Annotated in this window: 14 protein-coding genes and 1 pseudogene; 5 read left to right on the top strand and 10 right to left on the bottom strand. The window is 71.8% G+C overall.

Annotated elements, in window-relative coordinates; all coding sequences use genetic code 11:
* Positions 1–60 precede the first annotated feature (60 nt).
* Both ACIG3E_RS38660 and ACIG3E_RS38655 read right to left on the bottom strand, forming a co-directional pair.
* Positions 61–2,013 carry a glycogen debranching N-terminal domain-containing protein gene (locus ACIG3E_RS38660; RefSeq protein WP_399625540.1) on the bottom strand — a complete coding sequence of 651 codons (1,953 nt, stop codon included), beginning with the start codon at positions 2,011–2,013 and terminating at the stop codon, positions 61–63.
* A 414-nt stretch (positions 2,014–2,427) separates the two neighbouring features.
* Complete coding sequence (locus tag ACIG3E_RS38655; RefSeq protein ID WP_399625430.1) at positions 2,428–4,086, bottom strand: DUF4192 family protein; 1,659 nt, start codon at positions 4,084–4,086, stop codon at positions 2,428–2,430.
* Between the two features lie 133 nt (positions 4,087–4,219).
* Between ACIG3E_RS38655 and ACIG3E_RS38650 the strand changes: the two genes are divergently transcribed.
* Together ACIG3E_RS38650 and ACIG3E_RS38645 are read left to right on the top strand one after the other, a co-directional pair.
* On the top strand, positions 4,220–6,409 hold the full coding sequence (locus ACIG3E_RS38650; RefSeq protein WP_399625428.1) for a RecQ family ATP-dependent DNA helicase: 2,190 nt from the start codon (positions 4,220–4,222) through the stop codon (positions 6,407–6,409).
* Between the two features lie 219 nt (positions 6,410–6,628).
* Entirely contained in the window at positions 6,629–7,297 is a 669-nt protein-coding gene (locus tag ACIG3E_RS38645) for a hypothetical protein (protein WP_399625426.1), read from the top strand.
* A gap of 246 nt (positions 7,298–7,543) precedes the next feature.
* Here ACIG3E_RS38645 and ACIG3E_RS38640 read toward each other — a convergent pair whose 3' ends face one another.
* From ACIG3E_RS38640 to ACIG3E_RS38630, 3 genes are all read right to left on the bottom strand, one after another.
* Positions 7,544–8,209 (bottom strand): hypothetical protein, encoded by a 666-nt coding sequence (locus tag ACIG3E_RS38640; RefSeq protein WP_399625424.1) that lies wholly within the window; start codon positions 8,207–8,209, stop codon positions 7,544–7,546.
* Positions 8,210–8,286: 77 nt separating this feature from the next.
* A complete protein-coding gene (locus ACIG3E_RS38635) occupies positions 8,287–8,988 on the bottom strand; it encodes a ribonuclease HII (protein ID WP_138962204.1) in 702 nt (233 codons plus the stop codon).
* A gap of 105 nt (positions 8,989–9,093) precedes the next feature.
* The gene (locus ACIG3E_RS38630) at positions 9,094–9,708 is read right to left on the bottom strand and encodes a TetR/AcrR family transcriptional regulator (protein ID WP_399625422.1); all 615 of its coding nucleotides are present in this window, start codon (positions 9,706–9,708) and stop codon (positions 9,094–9,096) included.
* A 127-nt stretch (positions 9,709–9,835) separates the two neighbouring features.
* On the opposite strand from ACIG3E_RS38630, the gene ACIG3E_RS38625 reads away from it, so the two are divergent.
* Positions 9,836–11,392, top strand: coding sequence for an MFS transporter (locus ACIG3E_RS38625; RefSeq protein WP_242724614.1), 1,557 nt, complete (start codon positions 9,836–9,838; stop codon positions 11,390–11,392).
* A gap of 146 nt (positions 11,393–11,538) precedes the next feature.
* On the opposite strand, the gene ACIG3E_RS38620 is transcribed toward ACIG3E_RS38625, so the two are convergent.
* From ACIG3E_RS38620 to abc-f, 3 genes are read right to left on the bottom strand one after another with little or no spacing between them, the layout of a single operon-like run.
* On the bottom strand, positions 11,539–12,444 hold the full coding sequence (locus ACIG3E_RS38620) for an ADP-ribosylglycohydrolase family protein (protein ID WP_399625419.1): 906 nt from the start codon (positions 12,442–12,444) through the stop codon (positions 11,539–11,541).
* 12 nt (positions 12,445–12,456) lie between these two features.
* The gene (locus ACIG3E_RS38615; RefSeq protein ID WP_399625417.1) at positions 12,457–13,116 is read right to left on the bottom strand and encodes a histidine phosphatase family protein; all 660 of its coding nucleotides are present in this window, start codon (positions 13,114–13,116) and stop codon (positions 12,457–12,459) included.
* Positions 13,117–13,150: 34 nt separating this feature from the next.
* On the bottom strand, positions 13,151–14,761 hold the full coding sequence (gene abc-f, locus ACIG3E_RS38610; protein ID WP_399625538.1) for a ribosomal protection-like ABC-F family protein: 1,611 nt from the start codon (positions 14,759–14,761) through the stop codon (positions 13,151–13,153).
* A 390-nt stretch (positions 14,762–15,151) separates the two neighbouring features.
* On the opposite strand from abc-f, the pseudogene ACIG3E_RS38605 reads away from it, so the two are divergent.
* Positions 15,152–15,775, top strand: a pseudogene (locus ACIG3E_RS38605) (TetR/AcrR family transcriptional regulator C-terminal ligand-binding domain-containing protein); the annotation flags it as partial.
* Between the two features lie 157 nt (positions 15,776–15,932).
* Here ACIG3E_RS38605 and ACIG3E_RS38600 read toward each other — a convergent pair.
* Together ACIG3E_RS38600 and ACIG3E_RS38595 are read right to left on the bottom strand one after the other, a co-directional pair.
* Positions 15,933–16,538, bottom strand: coding sequence for a YdbC family protein (locus ACIG3E_RS38600; protein WP_399625415.1), 606 nt, complete (start codon positions 16,536–16,538; stop codon positions 15,933–15,935).
* A 33-nt stretch (positions 16,539–16,571) separates the two neighbouring features.
* A complete protein-coding gene (locus ACIG3E_RS38595) occupies positions 16,572–17,393 on the bottom strand; it encodes an arylamine N-acetyltransferase (protein WP_399625413.1) in 822 nt (273 codons plus the stop codon).
* A 119-nt stretch (positions 17,394–17,512) separates the two neighbouring features.
* Between ACIG3E_RS38595 and ACIG3E_RS38590 the strand changes: the two genes are divergently transcribed.
* Positions 17,513–18,043 carry a TerD family protein gene (locus ACIG3E_RS38590; protein ID WP_399625410.1) on the top strand — a complete coding sequence of 177 codons (531 nt, stop codon included), beginning with the start codon at positions 17,513–17,515 and terminating at the stop codon, positions 18,041–18,043.
* The last annotated feature ends 140 nt before the right edge of the window (positions 18,044–18,183 follow it).

The raw sequence follows: 18,183 nt of genomic DNA, 5'->3' as shown, positions 1-18,183 counted from the left end.
TCGCTCCCTGAGGCCCTCCCGTCCGGCCCGTCGCACCCGTGGCGCCGTGGCTCAGCAACATCACACCCCCAACTGCAGCCCGTCGGCTGCCTCCTCCACCATGGCGAGACCGAGCCTGCTGACGCGCACGGAGAAGGGTGCGCCGGACACGCGCAGCGCCGTCAGGCCCAGCTCTCCCAAGGGCGCGCTACGGACCGGCCGGAGCGTCACCGTGCCTGCCGGAGCGTCCGGGCGGATCCCGGCCAGCACGGTCAGGAGCTGCACTCCGGCCGCGGCACTGACGGCCGCAGGGCGGCAGGCCGCGGGGTGTGGGAGCGGTGCGCTCCCGGCCACCCGCTGCTCGCCGCCGTACATCTCCGGCAGCCGGAACCCGAAGGCAGCAGCGGCATCCAGTGCTCCTCGCAGCAGGGCGCTGGCTTCCTTCTCGTAGCCCGCCGCCGCCAGGCCCGTGACGGCCGTGGCCGTCTCGTGGACCCGGACCGCCCCGCCACGGTGCCCGAAGGGGTTGTACGCCGCTTCCTTCGAGCCCAGGCTGCGCAGGCCCCAGCCCGAGTCCATGACAGGCCCGCCAAGGAGCCTCGCGACCTGCTCGGTCTGCACCTTGTCGAGCAGGCCGGGCGCGAGCTCGCCGGATCCGAGGAGCCCCGTGTCCAGGAGGTGGGCCGCGGCGCCGGTGAGGTACGGCAAGGGCCGCCCGTCGGGCTCGAGTGCCACGGCGGGCCTGCCGCCCGTCCGGTCCTCCACCCAGAACGCCCTCTGGAACCGGGTCCGCAGCCGCTCCGCCCACTGCCGCAGCTCCGCGCCTCCCGAGCCCTTGATCGCGTCGAGGAGGTCGGCCCCCAGCAGTGCCGCTCGGTGCGCGTGCGCTTGGATCTCGCAGCGCACCGGCCCGCAGGGCGGGGCGTCCGGGTGGGCATCCCGCACGAATTCCCCGGCCGCGCTGCCTTCGAGGAGCCACCGCAGACAGCGCTCCGCCGGCACCAGCAGCTCCGCGACGTCTGCCTCCGGCATCCCCCAGCGCCACGCCTCGGCGAGAAGGGTGGGGAACAGCAGGGTGGCCTCCACTCCCGTGCACCCGGGCGGCAGATGGGGGCCGGTGTCCCGCATCGGCCCCGGGATCATGCCCGCGCAGGGCCCGGAGCGGGTGATCTGGTCGCGGGCGAGCGCACGCAGCGTGCTCTCCGCGAGGCGGGTGCCGAGCGGCAGCACCATCCGCGCGGCCGTGAGGGCCTCGGCGGGCGCGAGGCCGCACCGCCAGGGCGCTCCGGCGGCCACGTACAGGTCCGCGGGGTGGGCCGGGTCGCGCAGCAGCAGGGCCCTGAGGTCCGCCACCGAGGTGTCCAGCAGACGCTGGACGGTGGGGTCGTCCCCGGTCGCTTGGGCCGAGGACAGCGGGCTGGTCACCCCGTGCCCCACCGGTCTCAGGGGCCCCGCGCCGTGCGGCCGCACCCGCAGCTCCACGCTCTGGCTGCCGCCCGGTGGCAGGTGCACCTCCCAGCGCAGCAGGCCCGCGGAGGCCAGCGCGTCCTTGGGCGCCGGGACGGCCGTCACCACGCAGTGGCCTTCCCCGGAGGACCAGCGCATGCCCGAGTCGTGGACGCTGGCGGGCAGTTCCGGACCGGCGCGGCCGGACGCGACCGCGCCGAGCTCCGCCAGGTCCGTGCCCAGCGACACCTCGACGGGCAGCCTCAGGGGGCGGCTGGCCGAGCTGTGCAGCGTGATCCTTTCGGTGCCGTCGGCGTGTCGGGTCCGCTCCACGACGACGTCCGGGTCCGGCCCTCCGTCCGCCGAGGGAAGGAGGGCCGCCACGAAGCGGGCGCTGTCCGCCGAGAGCATCCGCGCCTGTACGGCGATCGGCTCGCGCCCGGCCACGCGTACCTGGCAGCGGGACAGCATACGACGGCCCGCGCGATAGAACCCCTCCAGTCCCCGGCCGTTCAGCTGACCCTGGTCCGTGGAGACGGCGAGCGCGGGAAGGGCGACGCAGACCAGCGCGTCGTGCACGGGCGGCAGCGCGGCGGAGCGACGCGGCCCGGGGCCGGGCGCGTGGCCGCTGGCTGGGCGCCTGGGGGCCGACACGGGTGCCCGGGAGGCGTGCGGTTCCGGGCCGCCGCTTCTCTCGGGCCAAGGGGAGACAGGAGACGAGGCGGGAACGGACATGGGGCAGCCACTTCTGCGTTCTCTGCGCTACGGAGACTCGGTCACGGAACAGCGTCACGACGAGGACGCGGGTACCGCCACTCAGGTGAACGGCACGGGGCCGCCCCAAGTCACGCATGTGTTCCAGGAAGCCGCCCATCCGGCGGTGCATTCGCAGGGCGGCCTGCGCCGCACGCGCCAGCAACGAACGCTTCGGCCGGGGACCGCAGACTGCTTTGGGCCGAGGCTTGGCCGCGGACTCCGACCGGGGCCCGGCCGCCGATGTGGTCACCGGTCGTGCCTTGCGCCACGGCGGATCGTGTCCCGCCGGTTCCGCGGTCCCGTGCCCGCGCCGCCGACGGGTCGGGAGCCCGGGCCGGAAGTGCGCGGCGGGCGCCGACGTCCCCGGGGCGCCGTCCTGGTGCCGACGCCGACCCCTGCGTGATCAAGAGGGTCTGTGCTGTCCGGGCGGTCCGGCGAGCTCCCGGGCGGTGCGACTTCCGGCGCTCCGGGGGCCTTCTGGTCCTCGGCCTCTTCCGTCTTGCTGGGCTCCTTAGTGCCCACGTCGGACTTCTCAGTGCCCAGGTCGGGCTTCTCGGTGTCCAGGTTGGGCTTCTCAGTACCTACCTCGGGCTTCTCAGCGCTCACGTCACCCTCGGCGTTGTCGGCCTCCCGACGGTCGTGCTCCGGCACCTCAACGCGCTGGGCTCCGCTGGTCTCGGCGCTCTTGGCGCCGCCGACGTTCGCGGCTGCTTCGGCGTACTGCCGGACGTCGGATCGGACGGGGCTCCGTCCTTGTTCCGTCGCGTCCCGCTGAGCGCGCTCGCCGCGCAGAATGCGGCGGATCGGCTCCGGGTCGTCATCCGCGCTGCACGCCGGGTGCAGGAGCAGGGCGAAGGCATAGTGCGGATCGGCGATCAACGCCATCGTGAGCGCTTCCTGGCCTTCGGCGAGGTCGCCGAGGGACCAGGCCACCCAGCCCGCGAGGGTCAGGGGCGCGGCGGCGTGTTCTCGGTACTCCCGGACGCAGCGCCGGGCCAGGGCGCGCCAGAGCCTGAGGGCCGGAGCTGCCTCGTCCCCTTCCATCCACTCGGCGGCGCGGTCGCGGGTCGTGCGGTCCTGAAGCCCGAGGATCAGCGCGGCGGCCTCCTCGTGGCCGATCAGCTCGTCGTCGTAGACGTCGGCTTCGAGCGTGTCGGCGATGGGAGGTGCGGCGGCCAAGCGGGCCATGACGCGACGGGCAAGGTCGAGAGTCTCGGCGGCGACTTCGGCGTGACCGCCGTCGTCGAGGATCCTGGGCACGAGTGCGCACGCCGTGTCATGGAGCACGCGCGCCTGGTCGCTTGCGGCGGCGGTCCGCCAGGGAGCGAGCCGGGCCCTGATCCGCCCCTGCGCGGGACCGACCTGGAAGCCCGCGTACACGGTGGCGGCAGCCAGCACCGACGTCCCCGCCGGGAGCAAGGGGGTGCCTTCGGTGGGGCAGCAGCGCTGGTCCGGGCAGCAGTACGTCCAGAAGCGGCCGTCGGAGACGCACACGACTTCGAGGACGGGAACGTCGAGGTCTCCGCACTCGGTGCGGAGCGCCTGGGCCAGCGGCTTGAGGCGCTCCATGACCTGCTGACCGGAAGCGTCCCCCGCGAACGCTTCCGGCTCCTGGCAGAGGAAGGCGACGACTCCGTCCGGCCGGGCCTCGCGCCGCTCGCATCCGCTCACGAGGCACTGGGCCAGTTGCTCGGCGACGGACGGCCAGTCGTCCGGGCGCTCCGGGATGCCGAGGCGCACCCGTCCGCCGAATCGGCCTCGCGGGCCGTGCAGGGCGATGAGGACCACGCTGTTCTCGGGCCGGAAGCCGAGCAAGTACGGCAAGGCGTCGGCTAGTTCGGCGGGCGTGCGGAGGGTGACGACGGTCTCGTCGATCGGGTCTGCTGATTCGCTGCGATGGGTCATGTGCCGACTCTGCACCGGAATCAATGCCTCCGGTTATGGCTGTGGATAACCCTGAGCAGGGCCACGCCAAGAGTTATCCACAGTCTGGCGGTCGCGTTCGCCGGATGTCCGACCCATCGGGTTGCATGGAGCCATGAGCAACGAAGACCTGCGCACGGCGGCCGACGCCGTCCTCGCCCGCCTCGTCGGCGGCCCCTCCCCCGCGTCCGACGGGACGCGGCCGCCGGACGGCCCGCGTCTGCGCGAGGACCAGTGGAGAGCCATCGAGGCTCTGGTTGCGGAGAAGCGGCGCGCGCTCGTCGTGCAGCGCACCGGCTGGGGCAAGTCAGCGGTGTACTTCGTCGCGACCGCGCTGCTGCGGGAGCGCGGCAGCGGTCCGACCGTGATCGTCTCTCCCCTGCTCGCGCTCATGCGGAACCAGGTCGAGTCGGCGGCACGGGCCGGTATCCGCGCCCGCACGATCAACTCGTCGAACACCGAGGAGTGGGACACCATCCAGGCCGAGGTCGCGGCGGGCGACGTCGACGTGCTGCTCGTGAGCCCGGAGCGGCTCAACAACCCGGAGTTCCGCGACCAGGTCCTGCCCAAGCTCGCCGCCGCGACCGGCCTGCTGGTGGTCGACGAGGCCCACTGCATCTCCGACTGGGGTCACGACTTCCGGCCCGACTACCGCCGACTGCGCACCATGCTCGCCGACCTCCCGCCCGGCGTCCCTGTCCTGGCCACGACGGCGACGGCCAACGCGCGCGTGACGGCGGACGTCGCCGACCAGCTCGGCACCGGCGGCGGATCGGACGCCCTCGTCCTGAGAGGTCCGCTCGACCGGGAGAGCCTGAGCCTCGGCGTGCTCCAACTGCCGAACGCGGCGCACCGGCTGGCCTGGCTCGCTGACCACCTGGACGACCTGCCGGGCTCCGGAATCATCTACACCCTCACGGTCGCCGCCACCGAGGAGGTCACCACCTACCTCCGCCAGCGCGGCCACGTCGTCACCTCGTACACCGGCAAGACGGAGAACGCCGACCGGCAGCAGGCGGAGGAGGACCTCCTCGCCAACCGCGTGAAGGCCCTGGTCGCCACCTCCGCGCTCGGGATGGGGTTCGACAAGCCCGACCTGGGCTTCGTCATCCATCTCGGCTCGCCCTCCTCACCGATCGCCTACTACCAGCAGGTGGGCCGCGCCGGGCGCGGCGTCGACCACGCGGAGGTGCTGCTCCTGCCCGGCCAGGAGGACACGGCGATCTGGAACTACTTCGCCTCCCTGGCCTTCCCGCCCGAGGAGCAGGTGCGTCGCACCCTGGAAGTCCTCAGTCAGGCGGACCGCCCCCTGTCGCTGCCCGCCCTGGAGCCGCTGGTCGAGCTGCGCAGATCACGCCTGGAGACGATGCTCAAGGTCCTCGACGTCGACGGTGCGGTACGCCGGGTGCAAGGTGGCTGGATCGCCACGGGCGCTCCCTGGACGTACGACACCGAGCGCTACGCCTGGGTCGCCAAACAGCGGCAGGCCGAGCAGCAGGCCATGCGCGAGTACGCCACGACCACGTCCTGTCGCATGGAGTTCCTGCGCCGCCAGCTGGACGACGAGGAAGCCGCGCCGTGCGGCCGCTGTGACAACTGCGCGGGGGGCCGCTTCGACGAGGCCGTCTCGTCCACGGCCCTGGATTCGGCGCGGGGTGAGCTCGCCCGGCCCGGAGTGGAGGTCGAGCCCCGCAAGATGTGGCCCACCGGACTCGCCGCCGTGGGCATGACCCTCAAGGGCCGCATTCCCGCTGGGGAACAGGCCTCCTCGGGCCGGGCCCTGGGGCGCCTGTCGGACATCGGCTGGGGCAACCGCCTTCGTCCGATGCTCGCGCCCCAGGCGCCGGACACCCCGGTGCCCGACGACGTCACCAAGGCCGTGGTGGAAGTACTGGCCGACTGGGCCAAGGGCCCGGGCGGCTGGGCGTCGGGCGGCCCCGACGCCGGGCCCCGGCCGGTGGGCGTGGTGACGATGCCCTCCCGCTCGAAGCCCCAGCTGATCCAGTCGCTCGGGGCGCGGATCGCGGAGATCGGCCGCCTTCCGCTGCTCGGTGGGCTGGAGTACGCCGCCGAGGCGGCGGGCGTACGGGTGCCGAGGAGCAACAGCGCCCAGCGACTGCGCGCCCTGGACGGCGCCCTGGTCGTGCCGCCCGCGCTGGCCGCGGCCCTCCAGGAGGCGGACGGCCCCGTGCTCCTCGTCGACGACGCGACGGAGACCGGCTGGACACTCGCGGTCTCCGCGCGCATGCTCCGACGGGCAGGGGCGAAGGGGGTGTTGCCGCTGGTCCTGGCCGTGCAGGGGTGACGTCCGCATGACCGTGCGATGTTCTGGGTAGGGATATGCAAGACGTATCGGCGGATACTGGTCAGGCGGCTTCAATTGCTCGTTGCCGCAAGCCAGTACGACGGGAAGAATTGGTACCGCTCCCGCGCGGCTCCCCGTGGTCCGGTAGGGCTGTGTCGCGGTGCGCTCCCCCCAGTCCGACCCCGCCCTCCTTGGGGGCGCGTAGCCGAAGGGAGGACCGTGACCTTCGGATTCGCTCCGTCCGCTGCGGCGTCGGCATCGGATTCCCTGGCCGCTGCCGCGACGACCGACACCGGTCGACAACCCACCCGGATGCTCGAGCCCTCAGAGTGGTCGGCCGCCGAGATCCCCCTGCTCCGGAACCCGCGCGAGGTCGTGAGCGGACTGTACGCCCGGCACCGGCCCACCCAGGCCACCGCGATCGTGGCCGTACTCGATCCGGAGGAGCGGGTCAGAGCCTCCGCGTCGTTCGCCCGACGGGCGAGCGCGGTGGACGGATGGGTGTTCCGTAACGCGCTGCTCGCCCAGTTGCGCCGGGTCATCCCCCACGACCTGCGCCGCCGCACCCCGGTGCGCACCGCCGTACTGCTCTACTGCCGTGACGGCGACGGGCGTTGGACGCAGGAGGACGGCGCGTGGATGTGGGGGCTGCGGGACGCCTGCACGCTGCACGGCCTGCGGTGCGGGGCGTACATCACGCTGACCCGGGAGGGTTGGCAGGTCCTCGGCGAAGGCCGCGGGGGGCGTAGGCCGAGCGCCGGTTCGCCGCCCGAGGACCTCGCCGGTACGGCCCACGCCTCGGGCGCTGGAACCGCGGCGGGCGATCCGCGTCAGCTGCGGACCGGGGGCGCGGCGTCCGAGATGTTACGGCGCGTCGCGGCGCGGTAGACCTCAGTGGCGCGGTGAGCCCAGGCGGCGCGTGACGTCGCGGTGAGGCCCAGGCGACATAGTGAGGTCATAGGGCAGTCGACCACACCGTGAAGTGCCTCAAGTACCGCGTGGCGCGGCCCCTGAGGCCCCATGCGCGTCGGCGCACCGCCGCAGGGCAGGGGTGAGCGCAGTGCGGCACCCCTACGGCTGTGGATCCCCCGGGCCGCGGCGTACGCACCGCGGCTCGCCCGCCGGGCGGGAGCGTCAGACGCTCGCGCCCAGCATGGCGTTGATGCGCTGCGGGTCGCCGCAGACGATCAGCAGGGCGCTGGCCCGGCCGAGCGCCGCGGGCAGGGCCGCGACCTCGACCTCCTCGCTGCCGCCGTTGAGTGCGACGACGACGGCGGGGCGGGCCGTGGCGCGGGACAGGGCGGCGGCGTCGGCGTAGAAGACGTCGTCACCCGCCTCGTGCTGGGCCCAGTAGGCGTCCTCGCCGAAGGACAGCTCGTGCGCGGCCCACGGGTGAAGCTCGCCGGTGGTGACCACCAGGACATCACCCGGAGCACGACCCGAGTCGAGCAGCAGGTCGACGGCTTCCTCGGCGGCGTCGAGGGCGCCGTCGGCGGAGGCCGGGATCAGCTGGATCTGCGGAGCCGCGGCGCCGTCGGCCGAGGCTTCCGGGGCGACCGGAGCGGCGGGCCCCGGCTTCACGGCCGGGGCCTGCGGCCCTGGCTTGACGGCCGGCTCGCGCGTCGCGCGCTGCGCGGGCGGCATCGGCCGCGCGGGGCCGGGGCGGCCGGGACGCGACGGAGCCGCGGGACGCGGACCGGGTACGGGGCGGGGGGTCGGCGCGGTGCGGCTGTTGGCCGAAGCGGCGCGGGGACCCTGGGCACTCTCGTGAATCTGAGGCTCCTCGGGAATGAGAGGCATGCGTTGTTGTCTATCAAACGCCGATGCGACGCGCGTCGGCGGGTGGCACATGAGTGCGGCTGGAACCGCGGAAAACATCAGAACTCAAAGCCGAGCTGGCCCTTGATTTCCGGAACGTTTCCCTCCGCCCAGCTGCGGGCTTTCTTGAGGTGCCGCCACTGGGGCAGCGCATCAAGATACGCCCACGAAAGCCGGTGGTACGGGGTGGGCCCCCGTTCCGCCAGCGCGGCCTTGTGCACCGGGGACGGATAGCCGGCGTTGGCCGCAAAACCGAAGTCTGCATGTTCGATGCCCAGTTCGGCCATCATTTTGTCGCGCTGAACCTTGGCGATCACCGATGCCGCCGCGACGGCCACGCAGGACTGGTCGCCCTTGATCACCGTACGGACCCGCCACGGATCTCCGAGGTAGTCGTGCTTCCCGTCGAGGATGACCGCGTCCGGCCGCACCGGCAGCGCTTCGAGGGCGCGGACCGCGGCGAGCCGCAGCGCTGCCGTCATGCCCAGATCATCGATCTCCTCCGGCGAAGAGTGACCCAGCGCGTGTGCCGTGACCCACCCCGTCAGCTCCTGGGCGAGCTCGGCCCGCCGCTTGGGGTTGATCAACTTAGAGTCGGTGAGCCCCGCGGGTGGCCTGCGCAGTCCCGTGACCGCCGCGCAGACGGTGACCGGGCCCGCCCACGCTCCGCGTCCGACCTCGTCGACACCGGCGACGATCTTCGCTCCGGTGGTGGCGCGCAAGGAGCGCTCGACGGTATGGGTGGGTGCTTCGTACGGCATGGCGCCTGACAGCGTACGCCGCCGGTGACCACTCGCGACACCCCGGTTGGCCTCACCCCGGCCCGGTTCACGCCACGGCACCCGCGGGTGAAGCCCCGGGAAGATCTACGGGCGGAGCAGCGGGACCATGACCTGGTCGATGAGGTCTGCGAATTCCTGGTCGGGCCATTCGCTCCCGCACACCTTTGACTGGTACATCATCATGGCCGGAATCACATCGCAGACGTACTTGTCCGTCGCTCCGGAACGGACTTCTCCGCGCTCGATTCCACGCCGCATGACCTGCTGGATGAGTTCCACACTCGGCTCGATCACACCCTCGACGATCACCTCATGGAAGCGCTCGGCGGTTGCCGTGTCACATTCGTGAAGGACTGCGAGCAGGGCGTAACCGGGGCGGGAGGTCATGGCCGCGCGCATCTGGCGGCACAGCTGCAGTAGGTCTTCCCGAACGCTGCCGCAGTCCGGCACCTCGTCGAGCTTGGGCAGTCCGGCCTGCAGGGCGTGGATGACGAGGTCCTCCTTGGACGGCCAGCGACGGTAGACCGCGGCTTTGCCCGTCTGGGCACCCGCGGCCACACCTTCCATCGTGAGGCCGTTCCAGCCGACCGTACTGAGCTGCTCCAGCGCGGAATCGAGAATCGCGCGCTCCAGCACGGGCCCCCGGCGGCGCGAGGAGACCACCTGAGCGGAAGCGGTCTTCCAACGCGAAGTAGGCATCTACATCTCTCCGTTGAGGATTCGAGGTAGCCCCCAGTGAACGGTTGCGTTCACTCTTCGGGGTTCACTACCGTGGGGCGCGGCAGTGAACGGATGCGTTCACTAACGCACTTGCGGGGGTCTCATAGTGACAACCTCTCAGTTAACGCAAGATCAAAAGCCCGGTGCCGCCCGCCGGGAGGGGCACCCCGGCGTGGCCCTCACCATCATCGCCGCCTGCCAACTCATGGTGGTCCTGGACGCGACGATTGTGAACATCGCGCTCCCGCACATCCAGGACGCGCTGGAGTTCTCGACGACGGACCTCACCTGGGTCGTCAGTGCGTACACGCTCACCTTCGGTGGCCTGCTGCTGCTCGGCGGCCGTGCCGGTGACATCCTCGGCCGCCGCCGGGTCTTCATGTTCGGCATCCTGCTGTTCACGTTCGCCTCGCTCCTCGGCGGATTCGCCCAGGAGCCGTGGCAACTCCTTGCGGCACGCGCCCTACAGGGCGTCGGTGGCGCGATCGCGTCGCCCACCTCGCTCGCACTGATCACGACGACGTTCCCCGAGGGCCCGGCGCGCAACCGCGCCTTCGGCGTCTTCGCGGCCGTCTCCGCGGGCGGCGGCGCCATCGGTCTGCTGGCGGGCGGCATGCTCACCGAGTGGCTCGACTGGCGCTGGGTGCTGTTCGTGAACGTCCCCATCGGCGTTCTGATCGCCTTCCTGACCCCCCTCTACATCAGCGAGTCCGAGCGGCACCCGGGCCGCTTCGACTTCGTGGGCGCCCTGACCTCGACCGCGGGCATGGCCTCCCTGGTCTACGGCTTCATCAGGGCGTCCGAGGACGGCTGGCGCGACGGCCTCACACTCGGGTCGTTCGGGGCCGCGGTCGTCCTGCTCCTGGCGTTCGTCCTCATCGAGAGCCGCGCCAAGGAGCCGATCACTCCGCTCCGGATGTTCGCCGACCGCAACCGCTCGGGCACGTACGTGATCATGCTGAGCCTGGCGGCGGCGATGTTCGGCATGTTCTTTTTCATCGTGCTCTTCGTCCAGAACGTGCTGGACTACACGCCCATCCAGGCGGGCCTGGCCTTCCTGCCCGTCACGGCCGCGATCGTGGTCGGCGCGGGCCTCTCGCAGCGGTTGCTGCCGGTGCTCGGGCCCAAGCCCTTCATGGTGACCGGCTCGTCGATCGTCGCTCTGGGGCTCGGCTGGCAGACGTTCATCACCCCGGACAGCTCATACCTCAGCGGGGTCCTTGGTCCGATGCTGCTGTTCGGCTTCGGCATGGGCCTGAACTTCGTGACGCTGACGCTGACGGCGGTCTCCGGAGTCGCCGTGCACGAGGCGGGTGCCGCGTCGGGCCTGCTCAACGCGACCCAGCAGGTGGGTGGTTCGCTCGGTCTCTCCATCCTGACCACGGTCTTCGGCACGGCGAGCCGGGACGAGGCCAAGGAGCAGATCCCGGACTTCATGGCGAAGGCCTCACCGGAGCAGAAGGCCGCCTTCGCCAAGTCCCACGAGCTCCCCGCGCCGTGGGGCCACGAGGTGCTGTCCAAGGGCATTTCCACGGCCTTCCTCCCGGCCGTGGCCATGGCCGTGCTCGCCCTGGTGACCGCACTGCTGGTCATCCGGGTGCGCAAGAGCGACCTGGACGCGCTCGCGGGTACGGCGAGCGCCGCGGGTCCCTCCGGGGGCTGAAGCCAGCCGTGGGTGCCGGGCCGCCGGCGACGGCGGGGCAGACCGGGCCCGACGCCCGGCGGGCTTCTTCCTGGCCTGCCGACCGGCCCACCCGGCCCCGCGCGTCCCCAGCACGTCAGCGGCCCCCTTCCGCGCGCCCCAGCGGGTCAGTGCCCCTCCGTGGGCACCCACTCGGGCAGCGCCTCTGTCCGCTCCAGCCACGCCGCCGGTGGCGTGCCACCGGCGGCCGCCACGACTCCGCCGACGATGGCGCAGGTGGTGTCCATGTCGCCGCCCACAGCCACCGTGGCCCAGAACGCCCGCTCGTAGTCGTCCAGCGCACGGGCCGCCGACCACAGCGCGAAGGGCACCGTGTCGTGGGCCGTCGTACGGCGGCCGCATCCGAGGACGGCGGCGACCGTCCCGGAGTCGTCGTAGTCGAGCATGTCCCGGGCCCGGCGAAGGCCCGCACCCACGGCGCTGCGGGGCACCAGGGCGATGACACCGTCGAGAAGCGCCTTGGAGGTCGGCGGCCCTTCCGGGTCGGCCGCCAGTGCGGCCGCGGCGGCGACCGCCATGGCCCCGACGACGGCCTCCCGGTGCTGATGGGTCGTATAGGCCGAGATCTCCGCCTGATGCGTGGCCTGCTCCGGGTCGGTGGCGTACCAGGCGCCGAGCGGCGCGATCCGCATGGACGCGCCGTTGCCCCAGGAGCCCTGCCCCTTGAACAGGGCGGAGGCCAGCTCGCGCCAGTCCCCACCGCCCCGGATCTGGTCGAGGAGGCGGTTGACAGCCGGGCCGTACCCCCGGTCCACGTGGTGGTGCTCGGCGAAGGAGCGGGCCAGGGCGTCCTGGTCGATGCGGCCGTGGGTGGTGAGGACGGCCAGCACGGAGCACGCCATCTCGGTGTCGTCGGTCCAGGGCCAGGGCCCGTCCGGCAGCTCGCGCCGCTTGAGCAGTGGGTAGTGCGCGGGCGTGAAGAACTGAGAGCCCAGCGCGTCTCCCACGGCCAGGCCGCGCAGGCTCGCCAGGGCGCGGTCCAGGCGCTGGTCAGGAGAGAGGTCAGCGGTCATCGCCTTGTCACTCTATCCGGTGATGCCGTACGGCTCCGGCTCACGCCAGCGCTCGAACGGTCGGTCGAGTGTGTACTTGCCGTTCTCACCGAGCAGCAGCATCCGTGTCTCGCCGTTGCCCGGGTTGGACAGCGATTCGAAGTCGGCCACCGTCCAGTGGAACCAGCGCATGCAGAACAGGCGCATGGTCAGGCCGTGCGTCACGAGCAGGACGTTCGGTGGATGATCGGGGGCCTCGAAGCTGCGGAAGAGGCTCTCCAGGAAGGATCCGACCCGGTCGTACACATCGGCGCCCGACTCGCCCTGGGCGAAGCGGTAGAAGAAGTGTCCGTAGGCGTCGCGGTAGGCCTTCTGCAGCTTGACGTCGTCCCGGTCCTGCCAGTTTCCCCAGTCCTGCTCCCTCAGCCGGGGCTCCTCCCGCACGCGCACCTGCTCCGGTGCGAGGTGGAAGGCGCGGAAGGTCTCGTGGGTGCGGCGGTACGGCGAGAGGTACACGCTGACCCGCTCCTGGCCGAAGAGCTCCCGCAGCCCCTTCCCGGTCTCCTCCGCCTGGCGCCACCCCGTCTCGGTCAGGGCGAGCGCGTGGTCAGGCTCGCGCTCGTACACGGTGTCGTCGGCGTTTCCTGCCGACTCGCCGTGCCGGACGAGGACGATGCGCCGCGGTCGAGCCATGGGTCGACCCTAGATCGGCCGCTCCGGCCATGGGTCAGCCGGGTAGCCGACCGGACTCCATCCGGAGTATTCGGCCCGTGAAGCGGCTGCGGAGGAGTCGGTCGTGCGAGACGACCACGAGGGCGCCGGTCCACTGGTCGAGGGCCTGCTCCAGCTCTTCGACCAGGGTGAGCGCCAGATGGTTGGCCGGTTCGTCGAGCAACAGCAGGTCGGCGGGGCGGGCGAGCAGCCGAGCGAGAGCGAGCCTGCGGCGCTGCCCGGCGGAGAGTGACCCCACGGGGGCATGGAGATCGCGGGGCCGGAACAGGCCATAGGAGAGCAGCAGTTCGGCCTGCTCCTCCTCGGTGAGCGGCAGGCCTCTGCCGAAGGTTTCGAGCACCCGCTCGGCGGGGTGACGCACCGGGATCTCCTGGGCGAGGTAGCCGATGCGGCCGCGGCGCACGACGATGCCCTCGTCCGGGTCGAGCACACCCGCCATGGTGCGCAGGAGGGTGGACTTCCCGGCGCCATTGCCACCGTGGACGAGCAGGCGCTCACCTGCGGAGATCGTGAGCTCCGGCACGTGGAGGCGGTGTCCGACCCGCACGTCCCGGAGCGTCACCAGGGGCCCTTCGACCGCTCCGGCCGTGGGCCGCGCGGCGAACCGCAACGGCTCCGGCGGCTTGGGCACGGGGTGTTCGCGCAGACGACGCAACCGCTCCTGGGCATTGCGGACGCGGCCCGCGACGGAGGCCTGCACCCGGCCTCCGGCCCGGTCGTACGCCATTTTGTTGTTGTCCTTCATGGCGCGGCCTCCGGCCACGGCGTGTGCCGTGGTCGCCGTGAACTCCTCAAGACGACGCGCTTCCTCGCACCACTCGGCGTAGGCCTGTTCCCAGCGCCGCCGAGCGGCATCGCGCTCGGCGAGCAGACCTCGATAGCCGTCCCCGTAGCGCACGACCGTGCGGCGGGCGTCGTCCACTTCGAGGATCGCGGTGGCGACGCGCTCCAGGAACATGCGGTCGTGCGAGACCGCGACGACCGTGCCCCGGTGCGCGATCAGGGCGGTCTCCAACCAGTCCAGCGCGCTTTCGTCGAGGTGGTTGGTGGGCTCGTCCAGGAACATCACCTCGGGGGCCGCCGCGACCAAGCAGGCCAGGCCGAGCCTCGCCTGCTCACCGCCGGACAGACTGCCCAGGCGGCGGTCGCGGTCGATGTGGGCGAGCCCGAGTCCGTGCATGGCTTTGTCGACGCGGGCGTCGGCGTCATAACCACCGCGCAGTTCGAAGGCGGTGAGCAGGTCGCCGTACTCCTCCAACACGGCACCGGATGCCGCCGCGAGGTCCGCTTCGAGGTCGCGCAGACGCCGCTCCATGGAGCGCAGGTCAGCCAGGGCGGCGTCGATCGCGTCGCCGACGCTGCGCTCGGCGGGCAGTTGGGGTGTCTGCGCCAGGAGCCCGGCGCCGCCCTCCGCGACGGTCACCGCCTCGCCGTCGTCGGGCTGCGCGCTCCCTGCGAGGAGGTGCAGGAGCGTGGACTTGCCCGCGCCGTTCTCCCCGACGACCCCCACGCGCTCCCCCGGGCGCACGGTGAAGGACACGTCGTCGAACAGCAGCCGGTCCCCCCTGGACTTGGTCACGCCGCGCACTGACATCTGAGTAGGCATGGTCACCCCCGCTTCCGTACAACCCGCATCCACCCACCGACAAGCAAACGCAACACTTGTCGCATTACGATGAGTGTGACATGGCGAGCTCGCTAACGCAACTGAAGTAGTGATTGGATGTCCGTTCGCGATGCACGCAGAGGGAGAGCTATGACAGACGAAGCCGTTCCTGCTGGTCAGATTCGCAAGGCCGACCCGAACACGCCCGGGCAGTCCCGTGAGATCGAGCAACCCGGCACAGCCACGCAGGCGAAGCGCGGCGCCGCCCGGGCGCCACGCAGAGGGCAGCCCAAGGGCCGGGCCCCGGCGGACGACGCCACCCCCCGCCCTAGCCAGACCGAAAGGGACACCACCGACCTCGCGGCCCCGCACCCTGCACACCCCTCGAACCCGCGCCCCGCCCCCGGCACCAGCCGCCCCGGCGGACGCACCGCACGCACCCGCGCGGCCGTGCGCGACGCGGTGCTGAGCGGCCTGAGCGACCACGGCTACCCGGGCCTCACCATCGAGTACGTGGCCGAGCACTCCGGCGTCCACAAGACGACGCTCTACCGCCGCTGGGGCGGCCTGGAGGGGCTGGTGGCCGACGCCCTGGACATGGCGGGCGAGGACACCTGGACGCCGCCGGACACCGGCACTCTGGAAGGCGATCTGCGCGCGCTCGCCCGCGAGGTCGTGGACGCGTTCGCCGACCCGGCGAACGCCGCCGCGCCGACCGCGTTCATCGCCGCCGCATTCCAGTCCCCGCGCGCGGCCGACGCCCTGCGCGCGTTCTACACCGAGCGGTTCACGCGCTGCGAGGCCGTGGTCGCGCGCGCGGTGGCGCGTGGCGAGACGGCGGCGGACACCGACGCGGCGGCGCTCGTCCGGGCCGTGTCGGCGCCGCTCATGCTGCGGCTTTTCATCACCCGGGAGCCCATCGACGCCGCGCTCGCCGATCAGTCGGCGGCCGCCGCGGTGGCCGCCACGCGCGCGGGGGCGTTCGACCGGCGTAGTACCGCACAGAGGCGCTGACGCGTGACCGCTCCCGCGTGGGAGCGCCCGACCGGCCCAGTACTGCAGAGAACCGCTGACGCGTGCCGCCCCCGCGCGCGGGAGCGTTCGCGCGCCTCGGACAGCACCTGCCCTCAGCCCCAGAGAGGCCCCGAACCCCCGTGCACGGCCAGCCGTGTCACACCGTCCAGGACGGCTCCAGCTCCACGACGTCGCCCGCGAGCGCCGCGACATCGGCCTCCGTCTGCGCGCGCAATGAGAGCCGTTCCACGCGCTCCGTACGGTACTTGCCGTGCTCGGCGGCCGACTGCCACATCGACAGGACCAGGAATTCGTGCCCCGGGGCCTCACCGAACAGCCCACGGACCATGCCCGGTGAGCCGGCCATCGCCGGGTTCCAGACCTTCTCCTGCATCAGCGCGAAGTGTTCGACCCGCTCCTCATGGACGCGGCAGTGCGCCACGCGCACCACGTCGGTGTCCGTGAAGCGCGGCTCGAAGCCCATCTTCACGTCGAAACGGTGGTCGAACAGTTTCACCTGGATGTCTCTGTAGGTGCCCACCTGCGCCGCCGCGAGCCGGTCGTGCGAGCGCGCCATGAAGGAGTCGTAGAAAGTTCGGCTCTCCCAGAACGCGAAGATGTGCGCCACGTTCGGCCGACCACGACTCCATCCCCCGCCCTGTCCCCGGAAACCCGGCTCCCCCAGAAGCCCCGCCCACTTTCGCTGCGCCCGCTCGAATCCCCGGCGGTCCACGACGGTGCAGCGAATCCACTTGACCAGCACCGCGCCATCGTACGGTGCGGCGCGTGGCGCGGGTCACGCTCCCGGGTAGTGCCCCCGGATCAGGTCGGCGAGCTCCTCCTCGCTGAGCTCGATACCGAACTCGCGCACGAGCACGTCCCTCAACTCGCCTCCGGTTACGGCTCGTTTCTCCAGTTCGCCGTCGGGTGACGTAACGACCAGCTCCGTACCGGCCAGTCGAAGGCGCACCTCAGGAGTGGCCTTCTGCAGGATGGGGCGGCGGACGAAGGGGGACTTGGGGTGGGTGGAGATGAAGTGGTTCATGACGGTGTAGTCGACGGGAAGGCAGGGAGTCGACGTGTACGAGTAGAGGTCGAACCAGCCGTCAGGGTGCTCGGTCCGGAGCACCATCACACCGTCCGGCTCGCTCTTCAGGCTGAACCGCCATGCTCCTTGGCGCTCGTCGACCCCGTCGTGCAACAAGAGGGGCTCGAGCAGCCCTTCGCCACCGAAACCGACGTCACAGTGCCACTGTTCACCATCTGCCTCGACCTTCAGCAGCATGTGCGTCACCGGGCGCACGGATGGCGCTCCCGCCCTCACGCGGGCGCCAAGTCCCGTTACGGAGAAGCCGATGCGCTCCAGCGCCGCGGCGAACAGGAGGTTCTGTTCGTAGCAGTAGCCGCCGCGCGGACGGCGCACCATCTTGTCCTGTAGCGCGGCCACGTCCAGCAGAACGGGACGGCCGAGCATGATCTCAAGGTTTTCGAAAGGGATGGCCGTCACGTGCGCGCGGTGCAGTGCGCGCAGCGTCGCCAGATCGGGCTTCGTCTCCCCTTCGTAGGCGATCCTGGCCAGATACGCCTCGACATCCAGTTCCTTCTCGTTCCATGTCACGCGACAATGATCACCGCGGGGGCGCTCGGCGCAAAGCCACGGGTCATGAGGCCGATGTCAGTGGGAAGCCTTAGCGTGTCCGTAGCACTGGCAACCGGCCGACGGTGAGGGGGAGTTCGGTGAGCAACATCAGGAAAGGGCTCGAGAAGGTCGAGGTCGGCCTGAGATGGGACCCGAGCCCTCTCGGCGCGTCGCCCCACGACCTGGACATCGTCGCCGCGACGTACACCTCCGAGGACCCCTACGGCAGGCCCGACTACCTCGTGCACTTCGACAGCCGCTCCCCGGACGGCACGATCACGCTCAGCAGGGACAGCCGGACCGGACAGGGTTTCGGCTACGACGAGGTCATGGTCCTGGAGCTGGAGCGGCTCGCCGAGAGGTACGTGCGCGTGGTGGTCGGCGTGGCCATCCAGCAGCCTCCGGAGGGCAGGGTCTTCGGCGACATAGCGAATGCCTCGGTCCGGATCCGCGAGGGGTACACGGACCTCACGGAGCACGACTTCGCCGAAGTGGCCGGCAGCACGGCCTGCGTGGTCGCCGAGTTCGCCCGGGACCAGCCGGGCGGACCCTGGACCTTCCGGGAGCTGCTCCACGGCTTCGACACCGACCTGGCGTCCTTCACGTCCACCATGGGCGGCGTCCGCTGAGAAAGCGATGAGGGGTGGGGGGGGGGGGGGCGCCCCCCCCCCCCACCCCCCCCCCCGCCCGGCCGGGGGGGGGCCCCGGGGGGGGGGCCGCCCCCCCCCCAGTTTGAGCCAGCCCCCCCCGGCCGCAGAGTAGCGCCCGC

Origin of the sequence: Streptomyces sp. NPDC053474 (genome assembly GCF_044544845.1) — a bacterium.
Classification (GTDB): Bacteria; Actinomycetota; Actinomycetes; order Streptomycetales; family Streptomycetaceae; genus Streptomyces.
Note: the sequence above shows the minus strand (reverse complement) of the source record. Positions and strands in the feature narration are given on the sequence as shown.

Bases quoted from the DNA above. Each gene is read 5' to 3' on its own strand.
- ACIG3E_RS38655 (WP_399625430.1), bottom strand. From the start codon at position 4,086: ATGACCCATCGCAGCGAATCAGCAGACCCGATCGACGAGACCGTCGTC.
- ACIG3E_RS38650 (WP_399625428.1), top strand. From the start codon at position 4,220: ATGAGCAACGAAGACCTGCGCACGGCGGCCGACGCCGTCCTCGCCCGC.
- ACIG3E_RS38640 (WP_399625424.1), bottom strand. From the start codon at position 8,209: ATGCCTCTCATTCCCGAGGAGCCTCAGATTCACGAGAGTGCCCAGGGT.
- ACIG3E_RS38635 (WP_138962204.1), bottom strand. From the start codon at position 8,988: ATGCCGTACGAAGCACCCACCCATACCGTCGAGCGCTCCTTGCGCGCC.
- ACIG3E_RS38630 (WP_399625422.1), bottom strand. From the start codon at position 9,708: ATGCCTACTTCGCGTTGGAAGACCGCTTCCGCTCAGGTGGTCTCCTCG.
- ACIG3E_RS38620 (WP_399625419.1), bottom strand. From the start codon at position 12,444: ATGACCGCTGACCTCTCTCCTGACCAGCGCCTGGACCGCGCCCTGGCG.
- ACIG3E_RS38615 (WP_399625417.1), bottom strand. From the start codon at position 13,116: ATGGCTCGACCGCGGCGCATCGTCCTCGTCCGGCACGGCGAGTCGGCA.
- abc-f (WP_399625538.1), bottom strand. From the start codon at position 14,761: ATGCCTACTCAGATGTCAGTGCGCGGCGTGACCAAGTCCAGGGGGGAC.